The organism is Arthrobacter sp. TJ-265 (genome assembly GCF_058269135.1).
On the sequence record NZ_JBZCND010000001.1, the window covers coordinates 819,633 to 843,852 of the forward strand.

Annotated in this window: 23 protein-coding genes; 14 read left to right on the forward strand and 9 right to left on the reverse strand. The window is 69.8% G+C overall.

Going from position 1 to position 24,220, the window contains the following annotated elements; genetic code table 11:
- The first annotated feature begins 18 nt into the window (after positions 1–18).
- The 3 genes from AC4D2E_RS03900 (at position 19) to AC4D2E_RS03910 (ending at position 3,178) form a co-directional block, all read left to right on the forward strand.
- Positions 19–957, forward strand: coding sequence for an ABC transporter ATP-binding protein (locus tag AC4D2E_RS03900; protein WP_490951715.1), 939 nt, complete (start codon positions 19–21; stop codon positions 955–957).
- Positions 950–1,750 carry an ABC transporter permease subunit gene (locus AC4D2E_RS03905; protein WP_104165711.1) on the forward strand — a complete coding sequence of 267 codons (801 nt, stop codon included), beginning with the start codon at positions 950–952 and terminating at the stop codon, positions 1,748–1,750. Before AC4D2E_RS03900 ends, AC4D2E_RS03905 begins: the two co-directional genes overlap by 8 nt.
- Before the next feature lie 345 nt (positions 1,751–2,095).
- Positions 2,096–3,178 carry an alpha/beta fold hydrolase gene (locus AC4D2E_RS03910; RefSeq protein ID WP_490951716.1) on the forward strand — a complete coding sequence of 361 codons (1,083 nt, stop codon included), beginning with the start codon at positions 2,096–2,098 and terminating at the stop codon, positions 3,176–3,178.
- A 63-nt stretch (positions 3,179–3,241) separates the two neighbouring features.
- Here the strand turns inward: AC4D2E_RS03910 and AC4D2E_RS03915 are convergent, their stop codons facing one another.
- Both AC4D2E_RS03915 and AC4D2E_RS03920 read right to left on the reverse strand, forming a co-directional pair.
- The gene (locus AC4D2E_RS03915; protein WP_490909643.1) at positions 3,242–4,003 is read right to left on the reverse strand and encodes an ABC transporter permease; all 762 of its coding nucleotides are present in this window, start codon (positions 4,001–4,003) and stop codon (positions 3,242–3,244) included.
- Entirely contained in the window at positions 4,000–4,728 is a 729-nt protein-coding gene (locus AC4D2E_RS03920; RefSeq protein ID WP_490909642.1) for an ABC transporter ATP-binding protein, read from the reverse strand. The genes AC4D2E_RS03915 and AC4D2E_RS03920 overlap by 4 nt, the downstream gene beginning before the upstream one ends.
- Before the next feature lie 487 nt (positions 4,729–5,215).
- On the opposite strand from AC4D2E_RS03920, the gene AC4D2E_RS03925 reads away from it, so the two are divergent.
- Together AC4D2E_RS03925 and AC4D2E_RS03930 are read left to right on the forward strand one after the other, a co-directional pair.
- Complete coding sequence (locus AC4D2E_RS03925) at positions 5,216–5,662, forward strand: hypothetical protein (protein ID WP_490951717.1); 447 nt, start codon at positions 5,216–5,218, stop codon at positions 5,660–5,662.
- Entirely contained in the window at positions 5,659–6,609 is a 951-nt protein-coding gene (locus AC4D2E_RS03930; protein ID WP_490951718.1) for an NAD(P)-dependent alcohol dehydrogenase, read from the forward strand. Before AC4D2E_RS03925 ends, AC4D2E_RS03930 begins: the two co-directional genes overlap by 4 nt.
- Before the next feature lie 43 nt (positions 6,610–6,652).
- Here AC4D2E_RS03930 and AC4D2E_RS03935 read toward each other — a convergent pair whose 3' ends face one another.
- The 7 genes from AC4D2E_RS03935 to AC4D2E_RS03965 all read right to left on the reverse strand — a co-directional run bounded on the left by AC4D2E_RS03935 (position 6,653) and on the right by AC4D2E_RS03965 (position 11,717).
- Positions 6,653–7,192: a tetratricopeptide repeat protein gene (locus tag AC4D2E_RS03935; RefSeq protein WP_490951719.1), complete on the reverse strand. Its 540-nt coding sequence runs from the start codon at positions 7,190–7,192 to the stop codon at positions 6,653–6,655.
- Positions 7,193–7,248: 56 nt separating this feature from the next.
- Positions 7,249–7,746 carry a tetratricopeptide repeat protein gene (locus AC4D2E_RS03940; RefSeq protein WP_104165693.1) on the reverse strand — a complete coding sequence of 166 codons (498 nt, stop codon included), beginning with the start codon at positions 7,744–7,746 and terminating at the stop codon, positions 7,249–7,251.
- 90 nt (positions 7,747–7,836) lie between these two features.
- A complete protein-coding gene (locus tag AC4D2E_RS03945; protein ID WP_490951720.1) occupies positions 7,837–8,253 on the reverse strand; it encodes a hypothetical protein in 417 nt (138 codons plus the stop codon).
- Between the two features lie 65 nt (positions 8,254–8,318).
- Positions 8,319–8,714, reverse strand: coding sequence for a VOC family protein (locus AC4D2E_RS03950; protein WP_104165690.1), 396 nt, complete (start codon positions 8,712–8,714; stop codon positions 8,319–8,321).
- Positions 8,715–8,813: 99 nt separating this feature from the next.
- Positions 8,814–10,325, reverse strand: a complete 1,512-nt coding sequence (locus AC4D2E_RS03955) for an FAD-dependent oxidoreductase (RefSeq protein ID WP_490951721.1) — start codon at positions 10,323–10,325, stop codon at positions 8,814–8,816.
- Positions 10,322–11,182, reverse strand: a complete 861-nt coding sequence (locus AC4D2E_RS03960) for an FAD:protein FMN transferase (RefSeq protein ID WP_490951722.1) — start codon at positions 11,180–11,182, stop codon at positions 10,322–10,324. The genes AC4D2E_RS03955 and AC4D2E_RS03960 overlap by 4 nt, the downstream gene beginning before the upstream one ends.
- Positions 11,183–11,192: 10 nt before the next feature.
- Complete coding sequence (locus tag AC4D2E_RS03965) at positions 11,193–11,717, reverse strand: FMN-binding protein (protein WP_490951723.1); 525 nt, start codon at positions 11,715–11,717, stop codon at positions 11,193–11,195.
- Positions 11,718–11,931: 214 nt separating this feature from the next.
- Here AC4D2E_RS03965 and argS point away from each other — a divergent pair, with 214 nt between their 5' ends.
- The 9 genes from argS to AC4D2E_RS04010 all read left to right on the forward strand — a co-directional run bounded on the left by argS (position 11,932) and on the right by AC4D2E_RS04010 (position 24,153).
- A complete protein-coding gene (gene argS, locus AC4D2E_RS03970; RefSeq protein WP_104165682.1) occupies positions 11,932–13,572 on the forward strand; it encodes an arginine--tRNA ligase in 1,641 nt (546 codons plus the stop codon).
- 5 nt (positions 13,573–13,577) lie between these two features.
- Positions 13,578–15,140, forward strand: coding sequence for a diaminopimelate decarboxylase family protein (locus tag AC4D2E_RS03975; protein WP_490951724.1), 1,563 nt, complete (start codon positions 13,578–13,580; stop codon positions 15,138–15,140).
- Entirely contained in the window at positions 15,137–16,468 is a 1,332-nt protein-coding gene (locus tag AC4D2E_RS03980) for a homoserine dehydrogenase (protein ID WP_490951725.1), read from the forward strand. The genes AC4D2E_RS03975 and AC4D2E_RS03980 overlap by 4 nt, the downstream gene beginning before the upstream one ends.
- On the forward strand, positions 16,469–17,572 hold the full coding sequence (gene thrC, locus AC4D2E_RS03985) for a threonine synthase (RefSeq protein WP_490909631.1): 1,104 nt from the start codon (positions 16,469–16,471) through the stop codon (positions 17,570–17,572).
- Position 17,573: 1 nt separating this feature from the next.
- Positions 17,574–18,557: a homoserine kinase gene (thrB, locus tag AC4D2E_RS03990; RefSeq protein ID WP_490909630.1), complete on the forward strand. Its 984-nt coding sequence runs from the start codon at positions 17,574–17,576 to the stop codon at positions 18,555–18,557.
- A 330-nt stretch (positions 18,558–18,887) separates the two neighbouring features.
- Complete coding sequence (gene rho / locus AC4D2E_RS03995) at positions 18,888–21,077, forward strand: transcription termination factor Rho (RefSeq protein ID WP_490951726.1); 2,190 nt, start codon at positions 18,888–18,890, stop codon at positions 21,075–21,077.
- Between the two features lie 183 nt (positions 21,078–21,260).
- Entirely contained in the window at positions 21,261–22,340 is a 1,080-nt protein-coding gene (gene prfA, locus AC4D2E_RS04000) for a peptide chain release factor 1 (protein WP_490909628.1), read from the forward strand.
- A 2-nt stretch (positions 22,341–22,342) separates the two neighbouring features.
- A complete protein-coding gene (prmC, locus tag AC4D2E_RS04005; RefSeq protein WP_490951727.1) occupies positions 22,343–23,215 on the forward strand; it encodes a peptide chain release factor N(5)-glutamine methyltransferase in 873 nt (290 codons plus the stop codon).
- The gene (locus tag AC4D2E_RS04010) at positions 23,212–24,153 is read left to right on the forward strand and encodes a glycosyltransferase (protein ID WP_490951728.1); all 942 of its coding nucleotides are present in this window, start codon (positions 23,212–23,214) and stop codon (positions 24,151–24,153) included. The genes prmC and AC4D2E_RS04010 overlap by 4 nt, the downstream gene beginning before the upstream one ends.
- Positions 24,154–24,220: the final 67 nt, after the last annotated feature.

The following is a 24,220-nucleotide window of genomic DNA, read 5'->3' on the forward strand; positions in this document are numbered from 1 at the left end:
CGAAAGGAACACGGGGCGATGATCCCTGCTATCGAAACCTTCGAACTGACCAAACGCTACGGCGCACATCAAGCACTCCATGGCCTCGATCTCGACGTGACACCAGGGGCGGTGTTCGGACTGATCGGCCCGAATGGGGCCGGCAAGACCACGACCCTGCGTATCCTGCTCGACATCATCCGGCCGACGTCCGGAACCGCGAGGATCCTGGGTACCACGCCCGGCGGGGGCGGCCCGGCCTTACGGCGGCGTATCGGCTATGTCCCCGGGGAACTGCGGCTCGAGGGACGCCTCCGGGGCCGGCAACTGCTTCGGCATCTCGCCGAGATCAGCGGTCCGGTTCCACCAGGGACGATCGACAGGCTCGCCGATCGGCTCGGCGTGAACCTCGACCGACCGGTCCGCGCGCTCTCGAAGGGCAACAAGCAGAAACTCGGACTCATCCAGGCATTCATGCACCACCCTGAACTGCTGGTGCTCGACGAGCCGACGAGCGGGCTCGACCCACTCGTGCAGCGAACCTTCCTTGAAATGGTGCGCGAGGCGCGCGACGCGGGTCAGACGGTTCTGCTCAGTTCGCACGTGCTCAGTGAGATCCAGCAGACCGCCGACGAGGTCGCGGTGCTCAGTGGTGGCAGGATCGTCGCTCAGGGTCGCGTCGACTCGCTGCGCCTCAGCAGCGTCCGGCATGTGCGGGCGGGCGTCGACGGGACCTCCCTTGCACTGCTGCGCGGGGACCTCGAGAAACTGCCCGGACTGAGCGACATAGCCGTCACCGGTGACGGAGGCGGTGGGATCGCGCGCCTCGGGGCGAAAGTCGAGGGCGACATCGATCCGTTCGTGAAGCTGCTGGCCCGCCACCGGGTTGTCGACCTCACGGTCGAGGAACCGGATCTCGAGGAGTCGGTGCTCCAGCTCTACGGTTCCGGCAGCGTCGAGGAGGCGACTCATGTCTAGGATCCTGCCGGTCTTCCGTCGTTCGCTCGGTGACTCGTGGCGTTCACTCCTGGGCTGGAGTCTTGGGGTCGCAGCCGCGCTGCTGCTGTACCTGCCACTGTTTCCGAGCATCGGAGGCAACGGTGAGATGCAGCAGATCATCGACAGTCTCCCGCCCGAGCTCGTGAAAACGCTCGGCTACGAGCAGATCGCGTCAGGTCCGGGGTACGTGCAGAGCACGTTCTACGGGCTCATCGGATTCCTGCTGCTGGTCATCGCCGCGGTGTCCTGGGGGTCGTCGGCGATTGCCGGCGCCGAGGAGTCGGGCCAGCTCGAGCTCACGCTCGCGCACGGGGTCAGCCGCACGCAGGTCGCACTCGAGTCGGCACTGTCGGTGATCGTTCGACTGGCCTGGCTCGGGCTGCTCGCCGCGGCGATCGTGGTCATGCTCATCGAACCAGCCGAACTCGCCATCGACCCGCCCGATGCAGTGGGCACCTCCGCGGCGCTTGTCGGACTCGCAGCACTGGCGGGCGGGTTCGCCCTTCTCGTCGGCGCCGTCACGGGCCGACGGATCCTCGCCATAGGTGCCGGCGCGGGCATCGCCGTCCTTGCATACGTGGGAAACGCGATAGCGAACCAGGTGACAGACGCACAGTGGCTTCGCGCGGTCTCACCGTACTCCTGGGCGTACCGCGACCAGCCGCTCACCGACGGCACCGACTGGGCAGGGCTCGTGCTCCTGTGGGGGGTGAGCACAGTCCTGGTCGTCCTGGCGACGATCGCGCTTCGACGACGTGACGTGATCGGATGACATCCTCGGCATGGTGGCGTGTCGCGCCACCGTGCCCTCCTGTCACCGACCGAGCTGCAGCCGCTTGCAAGCGACGGTGGGGGCGATGCCGCGCACCGCCCGAGCCTGGTGCGCTACAAGAAAACGTCGCTTACCGCTGCGGTTCACACGGGGAGTGGTGATGGTTCGACCGGCCGTGCTGCATCCTTTCGAGGTGCGGGATTCGAGTGGTCGTATCCGGATGCTGTTGTTCGAAGCTGGACACGAGGAGGACAGATAACTCCGTTCGAAGGCAGCCCTTGGTATCCCTGAGAGAAACCCATCCGGCCGGCCCGCATACCTGCTGGTGTCTTCTATGCTGAGCCGATGAGGAGACGGGTGGTGCTGGCATCGGCGGCGTCGGGGCTTGCCGGACTCGCGGCGCTTCTGACGTGGCGAGGGCCTCGCCTGCCGCCCGGCACCGGGAGAACGATTGCGCGCATCCGCGCCGGCCCCGTGACGGGAGTCGTCAGCGGTACATCGGGGTACGCCCGGTCCGGCGGGGTCCGGATCTGGTACGAGTCCCTCCCTCCTGTCGGTGCGGAGAGGGGTGTCGTACTGCTCGACTCCTCACTCGGAGTGGGCTCCCTGTTCTGGCCGCCCGCGTTCCTGCGCGGGCTGGCGGCGGCGGGGTACCGCGTGGTCCGGTACGACCACCGGGGCACCGGCGCGTCCAGTTGGATGACAGGCTGGAGCCGGAAGCACCCGTACTCCTTGATCGACATGGCGAACGATGCGATCGCCGTCCTCGACGAGCTCCGCGTCAATAGGATTCACGTCGTCGGGCTATCCCTCGGAGGATTCGTCGCCCAGGAGGTCGCGCTCGCCCACCCTGAGCGTGTCCGCTCCCTCACCCTCATGTCCACCTCGGCGGACCCGACCGACCCCTCGATGCCCGGACCTCGGACCTGGCCGCTGATCCGGTCTGCGATTGCGGGGTTCCCACTGCTGCGATACTGCTTGCTCGGTGGGGAAACGAATCGCGTGAAGGAGCTCCTGACGGGACTGGTCGCGCACGGCGGAGACGAACCCGTCGACGTGGAAGAGTGGACCAGGATCATCCTCTACGACCTGCGGGAACGACACGGACTCAACCTCCGCGCACTGCTGCAGCACCAGGCAGCTGTCGCCATCACCCGCTCCCGATACCACCTGCTGGCCGGCATCACGGCACCCACCCTCGTGATACACGGCAACGCCGACGCGCTCCTGCCGATCGAGCACGGCCACCGCCTCGCCGCAGCCATCCCGTCCGCCCGCGGCCTGTGGCTGAAGGACGCCGGTCACCCGTTCCCCTACCCTGACATGCCGATGGTGACGGCCGCGATCACGAACCACCTCGACGCCACCCGTGCCCGCCTCCGGACCAGGCGGCAGCCGGCTTCCGAGCAGCACGACACCAGGAAATAGGTGAAGACGGAAGACATCGACGAGATGGGGATGTCCCGTTGCGTCGCACACGCGAGCCTCCTGTCACCGGTCGAGCTGCAGCCGGTTCCAGGCGACGGCGGTTGCACCGGCGAATGCCGCGGAGGCGAGCAGTGTCGGTAGAAGCTGGATCGGCGTCACGGCTCCTGGCGTCATCGCCCACAAGGCGGGAGCCCCGAACAGTGCCCATCCACCCAGGCCGGACAGCACGCCCACCTGAGCGATCACGAGGATCACGATCGTGGCCGCGATGCCCGGCAGGATCCCGCGACCGCGCGTCGCGGCCCAGCCCGCGGGCGCCGCCGAGAGCGCGGTGAACACCGACAGCACAAACAACCGGAGCAAAGCGAAACCGCTCTCGTACGTAGGAAGCCCGTATCCCAGCAGCACTCCGAGCAGCCCCGTCGTCACCGTCAGCCCGAGCGCGACCATCACCGCCCAGACGAGGAACACCGCGAGTTTCGCGACCGCGATGGTCGACCGGCGGATGGGGAGTGCGAAGAGGCCGGTGATCGTTCCATCGGCGAACTCACGTGCAACGATCCAACTCACGGCGACGCCGAATGCGAGCAGCCCTCCGGCGGCCGCAATCTGCATCACCGCGCCGATGAGCAATGGCCAGCCGTCGAGGGCGCCGAGCGGTCCGAGTTGCCCGGCGACCTGCTCGTTGCCGGCCTGCACGGCCAGCACGAGGCTGCCGCTCAGCACGCCGAGGCCGGCCAGGAGCAGCCACGTGATCGTACGGAAGACCTGGGAAGCCGCGGCCTTCCGCGCCTCGACGGCGAACGCGACGCCGAGGTACTTCATCGTCGTGCCTCGTCGTCGGCGTGTACCGCGGAGAAGAAGGAGCGTTCGAGGTCGAGGGTGTCGGGATCGAGGCTGCCGATGACACGTCCCCTGTTCATCAGCGTGATGCGGTCCGCGATCCGGGCGACCTCGTCGAGGTGGTGACTGGACACGAGAATCGCGGCGCCATCATCGCGACGTCGCAGCAGGGTCTCGCGCAGCAGGAGAACGCCGGCGGGGTCGAGCGCGTTGGACGGCTCGTCGAGCACGACGGTGCCCGGCGCGTGCTGCAGCGCCGCCGCGAGCCCGACCCGCTGCCGGTTGCCCTGCGAGAGCCGCCGCGCGGCCACCCCGGCATACGCACCGAGTTCGAAGGCAGACAGAGACCACTCGACCATTCCGTCGATCCGGTCCGACCCGACGAGGCGAAGACGCGCGGCGATCTCCAGATTCTGCCGTACATCGAGCTCCGGGTACGCAAAAGCCGTCTCGAGAGTGTGCCCGACCCCCGCCCATGCCGCGGGCTCGACCCCGGAGAGCGCAACACCGCCGAGCGTGACCGATCCGGAGTCAACACTGAGCATGCCGAGCAGCACACGCAGGAGAGTGGTCTTGCCCGCACCATTGAGGCCGACCAGGGCATGCACCTGCCCGGGCTCGACAGCGAGCGAAACCCCATCGAGGGCGAGCGTGTCACCCAGCCGGCGGCGCACCCGGTCCGCGCGCAACCCGCCGACGTCGTCCATGCTTCATACCCTAGGAGACCCGATCCGCCCGCGATAGACAACCCCGACCGAGGACGATCCATGACGGCTCGCGGACCTCACGTTCGCCCGACGGCGGTACCGCCGGCGGGCCGACGGGATCAGGGCAGCGAAGGAACGCGGCGTCTGCCAGGGCAGAGCCGGCGAAGGTGTGAAGGTATTCGGCTGTGTGGAGTACAGGACGAGCGCGGCGACGGTGCCTTCATCGGGCGGGGGGTCCGGTTCTGATTCACCCGCAACTGGTGATGGTCGCGTGCACCGAAAGCAATAGCTTGGCAACCGTGTGGGCGGCGGAAGGAGAAGGGATGCCCACCTGCGAGCAAGGGCGCACCGACATCGTTCTGTCGAGTACTTCGGTGCCTCAGTCCACGGGGAGTCCGCCTTCCGGGCGAACGTGGGCTGCCTGCGTGTCGGGTTGCCGGGAATGAGCGGGACGGCCGTATCACCGCCCGGTATCGATCCGATTGCCGTGATTCGGTCCAGGGCCTACATCGCTGCACTCGTTCTGGCAGCGGTTCTGGGTGTTCCCATCTCGATCATTGCGTACGGCTTTCTCGCTTCGGTCACGGCGGTCCAGCAGTTCGTCTTCGTCGGGCTGCCGGATCAGTTCCTCGGGGGTCCCGCTCCTGCGTGGTGGCCTGTTCCGTGGTTGGTGCTCTGTGGGCTGCTGACGGCGTTGACCATCCGGTATCTGCCGGGAACCGGGGGTCACTCACCCGCCGAGGGATTCAGGACGGGCGGCGCTCCGCCCAAGGGCCGGGAGCTCGTGGGGATCGTCCTCGCGGCGCTGACCACGCTCAGCCTCGGTGCGGTGCTCGGTCCGGAGGGCCGTGCCCTCGATCCGCCTCCTTCCAGCGTGAGTATCCTGATGCGCATGGTCGGTTCCGTGTATTGCCTGGAGGGTAGAGCCGCGTGAAGGCCGTCGTCTACGAGCGCTACGGCCCACCGGACGTGCTGAGGCTGAGCGATATCCCGATGCCGACGCCCGGAGCACATCAGGTGCTCGTCGAGGTCGCTGCGACGTCGGTCAATCTGTCGGACTGGGAGGGGCTTCGCGGCAAGCCGATGTACGCACGGCTCGGCGGGCTGCGCGCCCCGGCCCGCCCGGTGCTCGGCTCCGACATCGCCGGACGCGTGACCGCCGTCGGCTCCGGCGTCACCCGGTTCCGGGTCGGCGACGAGGTGTACGGCGACAATCTGGGACTCAAGGGCGGCTTCGCCGAGTACGCAGTGGTCCCCGCCGCCGCGCTCTCCCACAAGCCTGCCGAGCTGACGTTCGCGGAGGCTTCGACGCTACCGCAGGCAGGCTCGATCGCTCTCCAGGGAACCGCCCGCGCGCACCACGGGCAGCGCGTGCTGATCAACGGGGCGGGCGGCGGCTCGGGATCCTTCGCGATCCAGCTCGCCAGGCTCTCGGGCGCACACGTGACAGGTGTGGACAACGCCGGCAAGCTCGACTTCATGCGGAACCTCGGGGCCGACGAGGTGATCGACTACCGCCGCCAGGACTTCACCAGACTCGAGCCCTACGACCTGGTGCTCGATCTCGTCGCCCAGCGATCCGCGTTCGCCTACCGGAGGGCGCTGACCCGCGGCGGCCGGTATCTCTGCGTGGGCGGAACCGTGGGAACGCTCCTGCAGGTCGTCGCCGTCGGAGCCGCTTCGGGCTTCCTCACCGGGCGGCGGCTCGGCGTCCTCGCTGTCAGACAGGGCCCAGCGCATTTCGAACCCGTCGCGCAGCAGTGCATCGACGGCGATCTCGACATCCACATCGACCGCACCTTCCCGCTCGGCGAGGTACCGCAGGCCCTCACCCATGTCGGCGAGGGGCGCGCGCTCGGCAAGGTGGTCGTTGTCCCGTGACGTCGCTCGCGCTCCGGAGGTCCGGGACCCTGCCGTGAGTCCATCAGGCCAGGGGCTCGTCCGTGTCCACTGCTCGTGGAAGGTGTTCCACGGCCCCTTCCATCGAGCGGATGCAGGCCGCGTTGCCGCTGATCGCCGCTTCGTAACGCCCGATATCGGAAGCGCCGAGGTGGGCCACCACCAGATCGAGCAGTGACGCGACGGATTCGTTCGACCGGCCCGCAGCCTGCAGACTGATGGCTTCGAAGACCGCCAGGGCAGGGGAGTCGGGGAACAATCCGCGCGCGGTTCCGAGGACCTCGAGCGACGTCCCGTACTCGCCCGGATTCCTGAGCGTCGATCCGTACTGGAGGTAGCACCTGCGCAGCAGGTCCCCCTCGAGCCCGGCAGCAAGAGCCTTCTCATAGAATCCCTGCGCGAGGTCCTCCCGGCCGGCGGTGTCGTAGGCCCCGCCGACCTCGTAGAGTACGCGCGCATCCTCGGGGTATGCGGCGTGGAGGGGGAGCAGCGCATCGATGGTCGGCCGCATGTTGTCGCGGTCCCGACGCCCGACGATCAGGTCGAGCTCGTCATCCAGAGTCATGGCGCCACTCTCGCACAGGTGACGCACCGGATGCCGTCCCGAGGGGTGCGGCTCCCTCAGCGTTTCGTGACCGTACCCGGCAGTTCAGCCGCGTAGTCGGTGAGCGCCCTGCGGTAACCGTCGAGGGTGGGGATGAGGGCGAGGAGCGCTGTCCTCAGTGCGTCCCCGTGGCGGCCTGCGTCATGCAGTGCCAGGGCAAGGAAGGCCTGCCGTGCGCCTTCATCGACGCCGGCGTCGGGCATCGATTCGAGGATCGCCACGGCTTCGGCGGGGTTGCCGGTGTTGCGCAGCGTGCTCGCCAGCTGGATGGAGACGCGCAGCGCGCTCGAGCCCTCCAGCCCTGCTCCGATGGCTCGCCGGTACAGCGGGATCGCCTCGTTCTCGAGCCCGAGAGCATCGTGGACCCCGCCCAACTCGAAAAGTGCTTCTGCATCGCCCTCGGGCCGAACCGAGACGAGATCCCGCATCCTCGCGATCGAGCCCTGCGGATCGGCGTCGTCGAACTCCTGCTCGTAGAAGCGGTCGATCGCCTGGTGCCACGCTGCGTCAGCCATCCCGCCAGCTTGCCATGTCGCACGAGCACGGTCGGATCGACCTCGCCGATGCCCCGCCGAGGGATCGACGTGCCTTCGTCGCCACGAGACCTATCCGGCGAGGGCATCGACCGCTTCCTGCGTGTAGGGAAGGGTGCCGTCGAGCGGTGTCAGCGTGAACCACTCGCCGTCCTGCCGGGTGGCGAACACGAGCAGAGCATCGGAGGTATCCAGGGGGTCGCCGTCCGGGTACTCCGCGGTGCCGCTGCAGGAGTCGGGCATCGACGAGATACGCACGCTTCCTCCATCGACCCGGCCCTTCAGGACCTCGTCCGCCCGGACCTCGTACGCGTGGGCATCGACCCCGAAGATGCGCGCTGTCCCGTCGCGCGTGCTCGACGACGTGACGATCACGAGGTCGGCGGCGTCGTACTTCTCCTGCGGCGTCGGAAAGCCCGCCCAGCTGGGGCAGGAGACGGACCCGTAGCCACATCCCGAGAGGGCGCACGCGGCAAGGACGGCCGGCACGGACCGCGCGCCGCGCCCCCTTGGTCGCCGAAGGCATTGAACCCCGGCACCGGAGTCGGGAGCGATCACTCGTCCGGCTTCGGTTCCATGAGCTGGATGAGGTTGCCGCACGTGTCATCGAAGATCGCGACGACGGCGGCGCCGATGTCGAGCGGCGGCTGGGTGAAGACCACGCCCAGGCCGGTCAGTCGGGCGTGCTCGGCCTCGACGTCCGCGACCGCGAACTGGGCCAGCGGGATGCCGTCATGGACAAGGGCGTCCCGGTACGGCTTCACCGCCGGGTGGCTGGACGGCTCCAGGAGCAGCTCGGGTCCGTCGGGCGATTCGGGGGACACCACGGTGAGCCAGGAATGGATGCCGAGAGGGATGTCCTGGCGCTTCACGAAGCCCAGCACATCGGTGTAGAAGGCGAGTGCCTCCCGCTGGTCATCGACGAACAGACTCGTCAGGGCTATCTTCATCGCTCACTCCTCTTCCTCACCGACCACCGTGAGGCCCAGAGTATGCCGCATCGCGAGTGCGGAACAGGCCCCGAACCGGGCTGCCGATCGACCGTCGGCTCAATAGCCCAGGAAGGCGTCCGTGGTCACACGGGAGACGCCCGCCGTGCGTACCGCCGCACGCAGGCGTCCGATGAAGGCGGGGGAGCCCGAGACGAGGACCCTGCGGCGGGGCAGGTCCGGCACCGCCGCGAGGAGGTTGTCCGCCGTCGGCTCGGCCCCCGCGAGGGTCCACCCCGCGGGCAGGGCCGGGGCATCACCGGACGTCGGCATGTACAGCACGACGCGCGTCCCCAGGCCGGTCAGCTCGTCGCGGAAGGCGATCTCCTGCTCGCTGCGGACCGCATAGACGAGCACGACGTCGCGCTCCTCGCCGCGCTCGCCGAGGTCACGGAGCTGGCTGATGAACGGCGTCACGCCGATACCGCCGGCCACCAGCAGGACCGGGACCGCCGGATCGCGGGGGAGGCGGAAGTCGCCCCCGACGAGCGTCCCGGTGACCTGCGCGTTGTCCGGGAGGTCGAGGAGGGCGTTCTTGAAGGAGCTGCCCCCCTCCGTGGTCCGCAGGCCGAACGTCACGGCATCGCGCCGCTGCGGCGCGGAGGTGATGCTGAAGACCCGGCGGCTGCCGCGGCCGTCGACCCCGCGATGCGGCAGGTCCAGCTCCATGTACTGCCCGGCCCGGAACCGTACGGGGCGCCGGGTCGCGAAGACCAGCTCCGTGCTGGTCGGAGTCAACTGCCGCCTACCCGCAAGGGACAGCCGCACGCCCCGGCGCTGCCCCATGGCGAACGCGACGGCATTGCCGAGCACGAGGGCGAACTCGGGCCCGAGGAACACCGGTCCGATGGACAGCTGAAGGGCGAACACCACGCCCACGACGGCGGCGACGAGCCACTGCTGCCACCGGAGCGGCGGCAGGGTCAGCGGCTCCGTCATCATGAAGCCGAGCAGGAACAGCACAGGGTACGAGGTCAGGATGAGCTGGAGGCCGGCTCCGGGCATCATGCCGTTCTGCACCAGGCCGTAGAGCAGGATGCCGACGGTGACCACGAGGAATGCTGCCGCCATGGACATCCTCCGCGTCCGGTGGAGCAGGAGCGCACCGCCGACCGCGACAACGGGGAGCATGTAGGCGTTCGCGACCCACCACCCGGCAACCCCCACTCCGAGGAGGGTGGCGACAACTGCCCCCGTCGCCGCCGGATTGAAGACATGGCGTCCCCTGACGGCCAGCAGGAACTTCGAGGCTCCTGCCGCCACGCCCGCGGCGAGGATGCCCCCGAGTCCGGCTCCCGTGCCCGACGGGAACATGATCAGGAACAGGATGAGTCCCGTGATGAGCGAGGACTCGCCGTGGGGCCGGAGCCGGAGGATCAGCGCCATCAGGCGGGTGCCGATGATCGTGCCGCCCACGGCAGCCACCAGGGTTCCGCCGATCTCGGCGGGGGTGAACGCCAGCAGGCCGGCCAGCGAGAGGACCAGCGCTTCGACGGTCAGGATCGCCAGGAGTGTCAGCGTCAGCCGGTACATGGTGATGCGGCCCAGGAGGCCGTCGAGTGCTGCGGTCATGAGAACAGGGCTCCTGCGAGGGGTGCGGAATAGCGGGCGCGTCCGTCCGAGTACATCAGGACGTAGTCGAACTCGAACGATCCCGCGAGGTCCGCGGGATCGGTGAGGAACAAGGCGGTGCACAGGCCGTCGGCGGTCATCGCATCCTCCGCGAGAACCCAGGTCGCGACGACGGTGTCCACGCTCCTGCCGGTCCTCGCGTCCAGGACGTGGTGCAGGCCATCGCCCCAGGCTCGGCGGTTCGACGCCGACGCGCACAGCGCGCCGGTCCCCAGGCGAACCGCACCGATCGCCGACGACGGGTCGTAGGGGTGCTCGAGGGCGACGGTGATGGTTCCGTCGCCCGCCCTGCGCATGTCCCCGCTGGCATCGACGACGACGTCCCCGTGACCCTCGGCGCACAGGTACTCCAGCATGAGGTCGACGAGCTGTCCCTTGCCGGCGGCACCGACGTCCAGGATCGCCGGTTCGCGCAGCGTGACGCCGTCGTCCGTCCAGGTCAGGACGTCGTCCCAGGCCCGGGAGGGGGCAGGGTCCTTCGCGGGCGTCAGCGAGTAGTCGGCGTCGTAGCCCAGCGCGGCGAGAGGGTCACCCACGAGCGGCGAGACGCCGCCGTCCGTGAGGTCGTACAGCGAGCGCAGCAGGAGCCCGAGTTCCGCGCCGTGGGGAGGCAGGGGCAGCGAGCCGCCGGCAGCGGCCAGGGCCATGACGCCGGAGTCGGCGCGGAACCGCGAGTAGAGGGCGTCGTACTCTCCGGCAAGGCGTAGCAGCTCTGCCCGCTGGCCGGGCACCAGTGCAGCGCCGGTGTCCACGCGCCAGCCGGTGCCGATCGCCTCGAAGCCGAAGGAGTCCGCCACGCCGACTCGCCTAGAGCTGCGCTTCGCTCTTGATCTTGCCCAGGGCGTCGTTGAACCCGCCGCTCGTCAGGGACGAACCGGCCACCTTGTCCACGGAGAGTTCGTCCAGCTTCTTCCCGACGACGGCGTCGGAGATGCCGCCCGCGAAACGGCCCTGGTACTCGGTGGTGGTGGGGTTGTCGGGCATCGGCTCCACCTCGACGGCGGTGACGACGTCGGCCTCGAGCGTGAGCGTCACGCCCACCTCCTCCTGCCCGGCGGGGGACTGGTAGCTGCCCGTCCCGGTGTAGGTGCCGTCCCTGTAGGCCTCGCCGGTGGATCCGCCGGCAGCCGGCGTCTCGGCCGGGGCGTCGGCCGCCGGCTGTCCGGAGGCCGGCGCTCCTGGGGCGGGTTCTTCTGCGTCGGCGCCGGCGCAGCCTGCAGCGCCGAGGATCGACACGGCGGCGAGCGCCGTCAGGACCCTCCTATGGCGGGGGAAGCCGGGCGTGCCGGCTGCCGCGCGGGTAGCCGTTCGGGTCAGGCCTGTTCTGGTCACTGGGTGCTCCTGTCGGGGTGCCGCGACGGGACGGAGCGGGCATCCGAACCGTCGACATCATTGAACCTGAAACTAACATCAGTGGTCAGCCCAACGATCTATGCGTCCATTCGTTTCCGTGGCCGCTGCGGACGGTTCAACCGTGGATTCCGCGTGCGCTTGACCCTCGTCACGAAAATCCGGGGGGCCGGGGCCGCGCCGCTATGCTGGACGAGTGACTCCCGAAGAACTCTCTGCCGCCATTTCCGCATGCCTGAAGGCCGCCGTCGAGGCCGGTGACTTCACCATCGACCTTCCCTCGGAGGTGCGGGTCGAGCGGCCGAAGAATCGTGAGCACGGCGACTGGGCGACGAACATCGCCCTGCAGCTCGGCAAGAAGGCGGGGATGAATCCCCGCGACTTCGCCCAGATCCTCAGCGAGCGCCTCGCCGGTATCGAGGGCGTCAAGAGCGTGGAGATCGCGGGCCCCGGCTTCCTCAACATCACGCTCGACGCCGGAGCAGCGGGCGAGCTCGCCCGCACGATCGTCGAGGCGGGCCCTGCCTATGGGACCAACCAGGCGCTCGCGGGCCACACCGTCAACATGGAATTCGTGTCGGCGAATCCGACCGGACCGCTGCACCTGGCCCACACACGCTGGGCAGCCCTCGGTGATTCCATCGCCCGCGTCCTCCGGGCCAGCGGCGCGAACGTGACCACCGAGTACTACATCAACGACGCCGGCACGCAGATGAACAACTTCGCGGACTCCGTCCTCGCGACCATCAAGGGCCGCCCGACACCCGAGGGCGGCTACCCGGGCCAATACATCGCCGATCTCGGCCGCACGGTGCTCGCCGCCCGCCCCGACGTGGCGGACCTCGACGACGACGCCGCGCTGCCGATCGTGCGGGCCCTCGCCTACGAAGCGCAGATGGCCGACATCAAGGAGACGCTGACGGACTTCGGTGTGCACTTCGACGTGTTCTTCTCGGAGTCGGCGCTGCACGACGGCGGCGCCGTGGAGCAGGCAGTCGACCGCCTGCGGGAACAGGGACACGTCTTCGACGAGGACGGCGCCGTATGGCTCCGTACGACCGACTTCGGTGACGACAAGGACCGCGTCCTCATCAGAGCCAAGGGTGAACCCACCTACTTCGCTTCCGACGCCGCCTACTACCTTTCCAAGAAGGACCGTGGTTTCCCCGAGAAGATCTACCTCCTAGGGGCGGACCACCACGGCTACATCGGCCGCCTGAAGGCCATCGCAGCCTGTGCCGGCGACGACATGGAACAGAACATCCAGGTCCTGATCGGCCAGATGGTGTCGGTGAACGGCGCCCGGCTCTCCAAGCGTGCCGGCAATATCATCGAATTGCGGGATCTGCTCGACTGGCTGGGCAAGGACGCGCTGCGGTACTCCCTGGGGCGCTCGCCGGCCGACTCTGCCATGTCCATCGATCCTGAGCTGCTGCGGAAGAACACCAACGAGAACCCCGTGTTCTACGTGCAGTACGCCCACGCCAGGACCCACGCCGTCGCCCGCAACGCGGTCTCGGCGGGAGTGGACACCGGCTCCTTCGACGCGGCGTCGCTCAGCCACCCCACGGAGGGTGAGCTGTTGGCCGCGCTCGGCCAGTTCCCCGGCGTCGTCGCTCAGGCCGCCACTTTCCGGGAGCCGCACCGCGTGGCCCGCCACCTCGAGGTGATCGCCGGCACCTACCACCGCTGGTACGACGCCTGCCGTGTCGCGCCGCTCGGCGACGCACCGATCGAGGACGTCCACCGCTCACGCCTCTGGCTGAACAACGCCACCCGGCAGGTCCTGGCCAACGGCCTCGACCTCCTCGGTGTCTCCGCGCCGGAGAGGATGTGAGCGGCATGACCGCGCCGGACGGAGCGTCACCGCTCGCGCCCGCCTGGCTGTCGCTCCCTGAGCACCAGGCCCGGCTGGAGCCGAAGCTGTGGGCCGAGGACGTGGAGCGCGGCGACGACGGCGTCCTGCGCGTCGACGGCGTCTCCGTGGCCGATCTCGCCGCGGACTACGGCACCCCGCTGTTCGTCATGTCCGAGCGCGACTTCCGCTCGCGTGCCGCCACGTTCCGCGACGCCTTCAACGAGGCCTTCCGCGACCTGTGCGGAGGGGTGGACGTGTTCTACGCGGGCAAGTCCTTCCTGTGCACCGAGGTGGCCCACTGGGTGCGGGAGGAGGGACTCGGGCTCGACACCTGCTCCGGCGGCGAGCTCGCCGTCGCCCTCCGCGCCGGCATGCCCGGCCACCGGCTCGGGCTGCACGGGAACAACAAGTCGGCGGCGGAGATCACGCGCGCCATCGACGCCGACCTCGGCCGGATCGTCGTCGACAGCCTGCAGGAGGTCGCCCTCGTGGGAGACCTGGCCGTGCAGCGCGGGCGCCGCGCCAACGTCATGCTCCGCCTGACGCCGGGGGTCCACGCCTCCACCCACGAGTTCATCGCCACGGCGCACGAGGACCAGAAGTTCGGCCTGTCGCTGACCACCGAGCAGGGCCCGGGCCAGGTCGGGGGAGGACGCCCGCCAGAGGACGACGGCGCCTCGTCGCCCGCCGCGCGCGCCGTCGCGGACGCCCTCGCCCACCCGGGCATCAACCTCCTCGGTGTGCACTGCCACATCGGGTCCCAGATCTTCGAGCCCGAGGGCTTCGAACTGGCGGCGCAGCGGCTGCTCGGCTTCCTCGCGGAGGTCCGGGACCGGCACGGCGTCGAGCTCACCGAACTCGATCTCGGCGGCGGCTACGGCATCGCCTACACCGAGGAGGACGAGCCGCGACCGGCAGCGGAGATCGCCCGCGCCATGGCGTCCGTCGTCGGCGCGACCTGCCGCGAGCTGCGCCTGCAGGTCCCCCGGATCTCGATCGAACCGGGCCGCGCCATCGTCGGCCCCACGACGTTCACGCTGTACACCGCCGGCACCACGAAGACCGTCCGGGTGGACGCCGCGGCCCACGGCTCCGGGGAGCTGCAGGACGCCTCCGTTACGCACCCGCGACGCTATGTGTCGGTGGACGGCGGCATGAGCGACAACGCCCGTCCGGTGCTCTACGGCGCGGATTACTCGGCCGTCCTCGCGTCCCGGACGCCCGAGGCGGACCCCGTGCTCTCCCGCGTGGTTGGGAAACACTGCGAGAGCGGTGACATTGTGGTGCGGGACGTCTACCTCCCCGAGGACACCGGTGCCGGTGACCTCCTCGCCGTGCCGGGCACCGGAGCCTATTGCTGGGTGCTCTCGAGCAACTACAACTACCTGACCCGTCCGCCCGTCGTGGCGGTGGCCGACGGCCGTGCCCGGCTGATCGTGCGCGGCGAGACCGAGGAGGACCTGTTCCGCAGGGACGTCCAGCGTCACCCGGCCCCGCACGACCCCGCCTTGCCCGCCCCGGAACCAGGAGCCCCTCGGACCGCATGAACACTCCAGCCACGCCTTCCCGCCAGCCCCTCCGCGTCGCCCTGCTCGGCTGCGGCAACGTCGGCTCGCAGGTTGCCCGCATCCTGCTCGAGGACGCGGAGAACCTCGGCCGCCGTGCCGGAGCGCCCCTCGAACTCATCGGGGTCGCCGTCCGCACCCTGGACGCCGAGCGCGACGTCCGGCTGCCCGCCGGGCTCCTGACGCTCGACGCCGAGAAGCTCGTCGAGGACGCCGACATCGTCATCGAACTCATGGGTGGCATCGAGCCGGCCAAGTCGCTGATCCTCCGCGCGATCGAGCACGGGGCGACGGTGGTCAGCGGCAACAAGGCGCTCCTCGCGCAGGACGGCCCCGAGCTCTACGAGCAGGCCGACGCCGCCGGCGTCCAGCTCTCCTACGAGGCCGCCGTCGCCGGTGCGATCCCGATCCTGCGGCCCATCCGGGACAGCCTCTCCGGCGACCGCATCACCCGGGTGCTCGGCATCGTCAACGGCACCACCAACTACATCCTCGACCAGATGGACTCCACGGGAGCCCAGTTCGCGGATGCGCTGAAGGCAGCCCAGGACCTCGGCTACGCCGAGGCGGATCCCACGGCCGACATCGAGGGCCACGACGCCGCCGCGAAGGCCGCGATCCTCGCCTCCCTGTCCTTCCACACACGCTTCGCCCTCGACAACGTCCACTGCGAGGGCATCACCTCGGTCACGGCCGACGACATCGCGGCCGCGGCGGAGGACGGCTACGTCATCAAGCTGCTGGCGATCGCGGAGATCCTCACCGACGACGCCGCTGAGGCCGGGATCGGCGTGCGCGTCCACCCCACCCTCCTGCCGCGCTCCCACCCGCTGGCCGCCGTCCGCGGTGCCTTCAACGCCGTGTTCATCGAGGCGGAGAACGCCGGGGAACTGATGTTCTACGGCCAGGGCGCCGGCGGCACCCCCACGGCCTCGGCGGTGCTGGGCGACGTCGTCAGTGCCGCCCGCCGCATGGTGCTCGGCGGCCCGGGCCGCACCGAGACCACCACCGGGCACGTCCCGCCGCTCGGCATCGACACCGTCCGCACGAGCTACTGCATCGGGCTCGAGGTCGCGGACCAGCCGGGCGTCCTGGCCCGGATCGCCCAGATCTTCGCCGAGAACGGCGTCTCCATCGAGACGATGCGCCAGCGCATCCACCAGGGCGGGCCCGACGGCGCCACCACCGCCGAGCTGCGCATCGTCACCCACCGCGCGCCCGAGGCGTCCCTCGCCGCGACCGTCCGGCAGGTCGCCGCGCTCGACGTCATCACCGCCGTCTCATCCGTGCTCCGAGTAGAGGGAATCTAAGTGGCCCACCAGTGGCGCGGAGTCATCCGCGAATACGCAGAACGCCTGCCTGTCACCGACGCCACCGAGGTCATCACCCTCGGCGAAGGCGGCACGCCGCTCGTGCACGCCCGGCACCTGAGCGAGCTGACGGGGTCCACCGTCTACCTCAAGGTCGAGGGGATGAACCCCACGGGGTCCTTCAAGGACCGCGGCATGACCATGGCGATGACCGCCGCCGTCGCCGCCGGGGCGAAGGCCGTGGTCTGCGCGTCCACGGGCAACACCTCCGCCTCGGCCGCCGCCTACGCCACGCAGGCCGGCATCACGTGCGCCGTGCTCGTGCCGGACGGCAAGATCTCGATGGGCAAGCTGAGCCAGGCGATCGCCCACGGCGCGCAGCTGCTGCAGGTCAACGGCAACTTCGACAACTGCCTCGACGTCGCCCGGAAGCTCGCGGAGGCGTACCCGGTGTTCCTCGTGAACTCGGTGAACCCCGCGCGGCTCGAGGGTCAGAAGACGGCGGCCTTCGAGGTCGTCGACACCCTCGGCGACGCCCCGGACTACCACCTGATGCCCGTGGGCAACGCCGGCAACATCAGCGCGTACTGGAAGGGCTACAAGGAGTACGCCGCGCCCTACGACTCCATGTACCACGGGGAGCTCCCCGCCGTCGCCACGCACACCCCGATCATGTGGGGCTTCCAGGCGGAGGGCGCCTCACCGCTCGTCAAGGGGCACCCCATCACCGAGCCGGACACCATCGCGACCGCCATCCGCATCGGCAACCCGGCGTCGTGGGACTTCGCGGTCGCCGCACGTGACGAGTCCGGCGGACTCATCGAGGCCGTGACCGACGACCAGATCCTGGACGCCCACCGCTGGCTGTCCTCCCGCGAAGGCGTCTTCGTGGAGCCCGCGTCCGCCGCGGGCGTGGCCGGCCTGCTGAAGAAGCACGCCGAGGGCCTCGTCCCGGAGGGCAAGACGATCGTCATCACCGTCACCGGCCACGGCCTCAAGGACCCCCAGTGGGCGCTGCGGACCGCCGACGGCGCCGACGTGGAGCCCACCAAGGTGGAGTTCGACGTCGTGAGCGTCGCCGCCGCGCTGGGACTCGAGGACTGACATGCTGCACGCGGCACCCCTGCCGGAGGATGTGCTCGACCTCCCAACCGTCGACGCCGGCCAGGACGTCGAGGTCAGGGTCCCCGCGACGAGCGCGAACCTCGGACCGGGCTTCGACGCGCTCGGACTCGCTCTCTCGCTCTACGACACCGTGCGCGTCCGCACGACGACGTCGGGTTCGGTGACGGTGCGACCCACCGGGGAGGGCGCCGGCGACCTGCCGCTCGACGGGAGCCACCTCGTGGCACGCTCCCTGATCAGCACCCTCCACCGGGCGGGGCGCCGCGCTCCGGGGCTCGAACTCGACACAGTGAACGTGATCCCGCACGGCAGGGGCATGGGGTCCTCGGCCTCGGCGATCGTCGCGGGGGTCCTCGCAGGCAACGCGCTGCTGCCGGTCGGGGAACGCACGGACGCCGCACACCTCCTGCAGTGGGCGGCCTCGATCGAGGGACACCCGGACAACGTGGCTCCCGCCCTGGTGGGCGCCCTCGCGATCTCCTGGGAGAGCGGGCGGGCGTTCCACAGCACGCGCGTCGAGGTGCACCCGGACGTCATCCCGATCCTCGCGGTTCCGGACCGGGCGCTGTCCACCGAGAGCGCCCGGGCGCTGCTGCCGGCATCGGTGTCCCACGCCAGTGCCGCCGCCAACGCCGGGCGGGCAGCCCTGATCGTGCACGCGCTCGGCACCGATCCGTCCCTGCTGTTCCCCGCCACGCAGGATGCGATCCACCAGGACTACCGCGCCCCGGCCATGCTGCCGAGTGCCACCCTGCTGCGCGGACTGCGTGCCGCCGGGTTCGCCAGCACCATCTCCGGGGCGGGACCCAGCGTGCTGACCCTCGCCGTGGGGGAGTCCGGTGCCGACGCCGCCGAGGGGGAACTCCGACGCCTGATCGATACCGGCGACACGCCGGGGGCGTGGCGGGTCCTCCGGCTGGCAGTGGAGCGGGAAGGTGCTAAAATAAGAGGGCACCAGGGGTAGCGAGGCGGTCACGCCGACCTACTGTGCATCTCGAAGAGTACGTTTCGGGAAGTACCGTGTGCTTCTGTTGAGTCGGCCGTCCTGTCTGGACCGCCGCAACACTGCAGGTCCCATCAGCAGCAGCACATCCTGACGGTGTAGCCTCCGATCTATCCCGGAGCGTATGGACTCAACCTCCCGCGCAGGGACATTCTCAGGCTCCCAGCATCACCCAGGTCTGCCGGATCTCATCCGGTTCGGCTGATCCCCCGCCTGCTTCATATGCGGCACGGGGCAAACCACCGCGGACCACTGATCATGTGGCCGCCCGACGAGGGGGAAGGATCCTTCGTGACTGAAACCACTGACCTGTTACCAGGTGTGGCCACCCAAGACGCTGAAGAAACCGGCGCAACAACTTCCAAGAGCAGCGGTCTTGCCGGCCTGAAGCTCGCCCAGCTGCAGGCGCTTGCCGGTCAGCTCGGCATCACCGGTGGATCGAGGATGCGCAAGAGCGATCTCGTCTCCGCGATCTCGGACCACCAGCGCGGCTCCGCGGTCGCCGACCGCCAGAAGGCCCCCAGCGTCCGCACCGAGCGCAGCGCCGACGCCGAGCGCCCGGCCACGGCGGGCACCCCGGGCGGGGCAGAGGACGGCCAGGACCAGGACGCGCAGTCCGCCCCGGCCGAGCGCCAGCCCCGCACCCGCAACCGCAACCGCCGAGCAGGCAGCGACGGCGTCGTGTCCGTGCCGACGACCGAGGCCGCCGACCAGGCCGAAGCCCCGTCGCGGGACGGCGCCGAGGACGGCTCGGGCTCCGAGCAGCAGGACCGCGGCGACCGCGAGAACGGCGGGCGTAACCAGCGCAACCGTCGCAACCGTCGCGGCGAGGACCGCCCGGACGCGCAGTCGGGCCAGAACGAGTCCGTGAACGGTTCGCAGGGCGAGTCCCAGAACGCCGGGCAGGGCGAGGCGCAGGCCGAGTCCCCGTCCGGGCAGCAGGGCGACGCGCGCAGCGACCGCGGTGAGCGACGCAGCCGTTCCCGCAACGGTCGCGACGACGACCGTTCGGGCAACGGCTCCAACAACCAGTCCGGCAACCAGTCGAACGGCCAGTCGGGCAGCCAGTTCAACAGCCCGTCGACCAGCCAGTCGACCAACGACGGCCAGAACGACGGCGGCCGCAGCGGCAACGAGCGCAGTGACAACCGCAACGGCTCCAACGAGGACGAGGGTCGCGGGCGCAACCGCCGCAACCGTGCGAACCGCAACGGGGGTAACGGCCCCGAGGACCGCAACAGCCGATTCCGCGACCGCAACGAGCGCAACGACCGCCGTCGTGGCCGGAACCAGAACCCCGAGGTCGACGACGTCGAGGTCACCGACGACGACGTCCTGCTGCCCGTCGCGGGCATCCTCGACGTCCTCGAGAACTACGCCTTCGTGCGCACCTCCGGCTACCTGCCGGGCCCGAACGACGTCTACGTCTCGCTCGCCCAGGTCAAGAAGCACAACCTCCGCAAGGGCGACGCCGTCGTGGGCGCCATCCGCGCCCCCCGCGAGGGCGAGACCCAGGCCAGCGCACGCCAGAAGTTCAACGCCCTGGTCCGCGTCACCTCCATCAACGGCAAGCCTGCCGAGGAGCTGAAGGACCGCGTCGAGTTCGCGAAGCTCGTGCCGCTCTACCCCTCCGACCGTCTGCGCCTCGAGACGGACCCGAAGAAGATCGGTCCCCGCGTGATCGACCTCGTGGCCCCGATCGGCAAGGGCCAGCGCGGCCTGATCGTGTCGCCGCCCAAGGCCGGCAAGACCCTGATCCTGCAGGCGATCGCCAACGCCATCACGATCAACAATCCTGAGGTCCACCTCATGATGGTCCTGGTCGACGAGCGTCCCGAAGAAGTCACGGACATGCAGCGGACGGTCAAGGGAGAGGTCATCGCCTCGACGTTCGACCGCCCCGCCGACGACCACACCACGGTCGCCGAACTCTCCATCGAGCGCGCCAAGCGCCTCGTGGAGATGGGCATGGACGTCGTCGTCCTCCTCGACTCCATGACCCGCCTCGGCCGCGCCTACAACCTGGCCGCTCCGGCATCGGGCCGTATCCTCTCCGGTGGCGTCGACTCCGCGGCGCTGTACCCGCCGAAGCGTTTCTTCGGCGCCGCGCGCAACATCGAGAACGGTGGCTCGCTCACCATCCTCGCGACCGCCCTCGTGGAGACCGGGTCCAAGATGGACGAGGTCATCTTCGAGGAGTTCAAGGGCACCGGCAACATGGAGCTCCGCCTCTCGCGGAACCTCGCCGACAAGCGCATCTTCCCCGCCGTCGACGTCAATGCCTCCGGCACGCGTCGCGAGGAGAACCTGCTCTCGCCCGACGAGGTCAAGATCATGTGGAAGCTGCGCCGCGTGCTGTCGGGTCTCGAGACCCAGCAGGCACTGGAGCTGCTCACCAACAAGATCCGGGAGACGCAGTCCAACGTCGAGTTCCTGATGCAGGTCCAGAAGACCACCCTGGGCTCCAAGGACTCCGACTAGCACCGGGCAGCCGTCCGGGACGAGCGGGCCATATCCTGGCCGGCTCGTCCCGGACGGCTTCCTCCTTTAACCGGCATCCTGCGTCGAGACGGCAGGATCGGCCGGATGGAGCACCGCCGCGTGGTCCTCTCTGCCTTCTCGACCTTCGTAGACTGGCTGCACAAGCCGAAAGAGGTACATCCGATGTTTGAGTCCATCCAGGGACTGCTCGACGAACACTCCGAGCTGCAGGACCAGCTCGCCGACCCGGCCGTCCACGCCGACCAGGCGCTGGCCCGGAGGCTCGGACGCCGATACGCCGAGCTGGGGCGCATCGTCGACGCGCACAACCGCTGGAGCGCGCTCGACGACGACCTCGAGGCGGCCCGCGGCATGGCGTCCGAGGATCCCGAGTTCGCGGCCGAGGTCCCCGTCCTCGAGGAGCAGCTCGCAACAGCGCAGGAGAAGCTGCGCCGGCTCCTGATCCCGCGCGATCCGAACGACAGCCGCAACGTCATCATCGAGGTCAAGGGCGGTGAGGGCGGCGACGAGGCCGCACTGTTCGCCGGCGACCTGCTGCGCATGTACACCCGCTACGCCGAGTCCCGTGGCTGGAAGACCGAGCTCCTCTCCGCCAACGAGTCGGATCTCGGCGGCTACAAGGATGTCCAGATGGCCATCAAGGGGTCCTCGAACGACCCCGCGGAGGGCGTCTACGCCCGCCTCAAGTTCGAGGGCGGGGTGCACCGCGTCCAGCGCGTACCCGTCACCGAGTCGCAGGGCCGCATCCACACATCGGCCGCGGGCGTGCTCGTGCTGCCCGAGGTGGACGAGCCCGAAGAGGTGGAGATCAGCCAGAACGACCTCAAGATCGACGTCTACCGGTCCTCGGGCCCGGGCGGGCAGTCCGTGAACACCACCGACTCGGCCGTTCGCATCACGCACCTCCCCACCGGGATCGTCGTCGCGATGCAGAACGAGAAGTCCCAGCTGCAGAACCGCGAGGCCGCCATGCGGGTACTCCGCTCACGCATCCTCGCCCACGAGCAGGAGAAGATCGACGCCGCGAACTCGGACATCCGGAAGTCGCAGATCCGGACGATGGACCGCTCGGAGCGCATCCGCACGTACAACTATCCGGAGAACCGGATCGCCGACCACCGGACCGGCTACAAGGCCTACAACCTGGACGCCGTCATGAACGGCGACCTGGAACCGGTGGTGCAGTCGGCCATCGAGATGGACGAGCAGGCCCGCCTGGACGCCATCGGCGCGGACGAGTAGCCGTGGAGGAGGCCCTGCGGGCCGCCGAACGGCAGCTGCGCTCGGCGGGGGTGCCCAGCCCGCGGGTCGACGCCGAGCTGCTGGCCGCCCACCTGCTGGGAGTCTCACGCGGTCGGGTGCGTGCCCTGGCCCTGATCGGCACGCCCGTCCCCGAAGGCTTCCAGGCCCTCGTCGACGAGCGTGCCCGGCGCGTGCCGCTGCAGCACCTGACGGGGGTGGCCCATTTCCGCCGCGTCGACCTGTCCGTGGGGCCCGGTGTCTTCGTCCCGCGGCCGGAGACCGAGACCGTCGCGCAACTCGTGATCGATCGGGCGCTGGGTCTCGCCGCGCCCAGGATCGTCGACCTCGGCACGGGGTCCGGGGCGATCGCCGCCGCCGTCGCCGACGAGGTGCCCGGCGCCGAGGTGTACGCCGTCGAACTCAGCGACCTCGCACTCGCCTGGGCGGGACCGAACCTCGCGCGCTTCGGGGTCCACCTGGTGCAGGGCGACCTCGCCACCGCCCTGCCGGAGCACGATGGGACCTTCGACGTCGTGGTCTCCAACCCGCCCTACATCCCCGCGGAGGCCGTTCCCAACGAACCGGAGGTCGCCGAGCACGATCCACGGATGGCGCTGTACGGCGGGGGAGCGGACGGCATGGAACTGCCCCGCGCGGCTGCCCGGTCCGCGGCCCGCCTGCTCAGGCCCGGCGGGTACTTCGTGATGGAGCACGCGGAGGTGCAGGCGCCGTGGGTCGCCGCCTACCTCGAGCGGACGGGCGCCTGGACCGCGATCACCACGCATCAGGACCTCAGCGGCCGCGATCGCGCCACGAGTGCCGTGTCGACGACCGCCCGCACATCCCCCGACACCCCCCGAGAGGCACACCGATGACGGAGCACACCCCACCCGGACGGCCGGACGCCGCCCCGCAGGCGACGGTCGCCGTCGCAGCGGTCACCTACGACCGGCACGACGAGCTGGCACAGCTCCTGCGGTCCCTCGCGGAGCAGACCGCGCCGATCGGGACCGTGGCCCTCGTCGACTCGGGGACGAAGCCCGCGACGGACGTCGTCGACGCCGCCACGGCGGCCGGCGGCACCATCCACTACCTGCGGTCGGAGGCCAACCTCGGCGGAGCAGGGGGCTTCGCGTTCGCCATCCTCGCGGCCATCGCGAGCGGAGCGGAGTGGATCTGGCTCATGGACGACGACGGCCACCCCGAGGACGGGCGCTGCCTCGCCGAGCTGCTGGAGGCCGCGCTGGAACACGACCTCGACATCGTGAGCCCGCTCGTCGCCGCGACGTCGGACCCCTCGCGGCTGTCCTTCAACTTCCGCATCAACGGGCTGCTGACCAACGACCGCGCCGTGCTCGAGTCCAGGGGCTATCTGCCCGACATGGTGCACTTCTTCAACGGCGCGCTGATCCGCGCGGACGTGTTCTCGAAGATCGGCCTGCCGGACATGAAGTTCTTCATCCGCGGCGACGAGGTGGACTTCCTGGCGCGCGTGCGGAAGGCCGGCCTGAGGTACGGGACGCTCGCGACCGTCGCGGTGCGCCACCCGGCCACGTGGTCGGAGATGAAGCCGATCTTCGGTGGCTTCATCACCCCGGTGATCCCCGACGGCGACTTCAAGCGCTTCTCCTACTTCCGGAACCGCGCCTACCTCGCCCGCAAGTACCGCAACCTCCGGTGGTTCGGGGCGGACGTCATCGGCTTCCCCTACTACTTCATCACGCAGCGCGACCTCACCGGCCTGCGCGCGTGGTTCACGGCGTATTCCGCGGGGCTCCGCGGCACCGGCTTCGGGCCGCCGCCCCCGTCCTGATCGCCCGCCGGCCGGCCGGCGGACGCGCCGATGTGCATGGCCGCGGGTAGCAGTGAAAGGATGATCG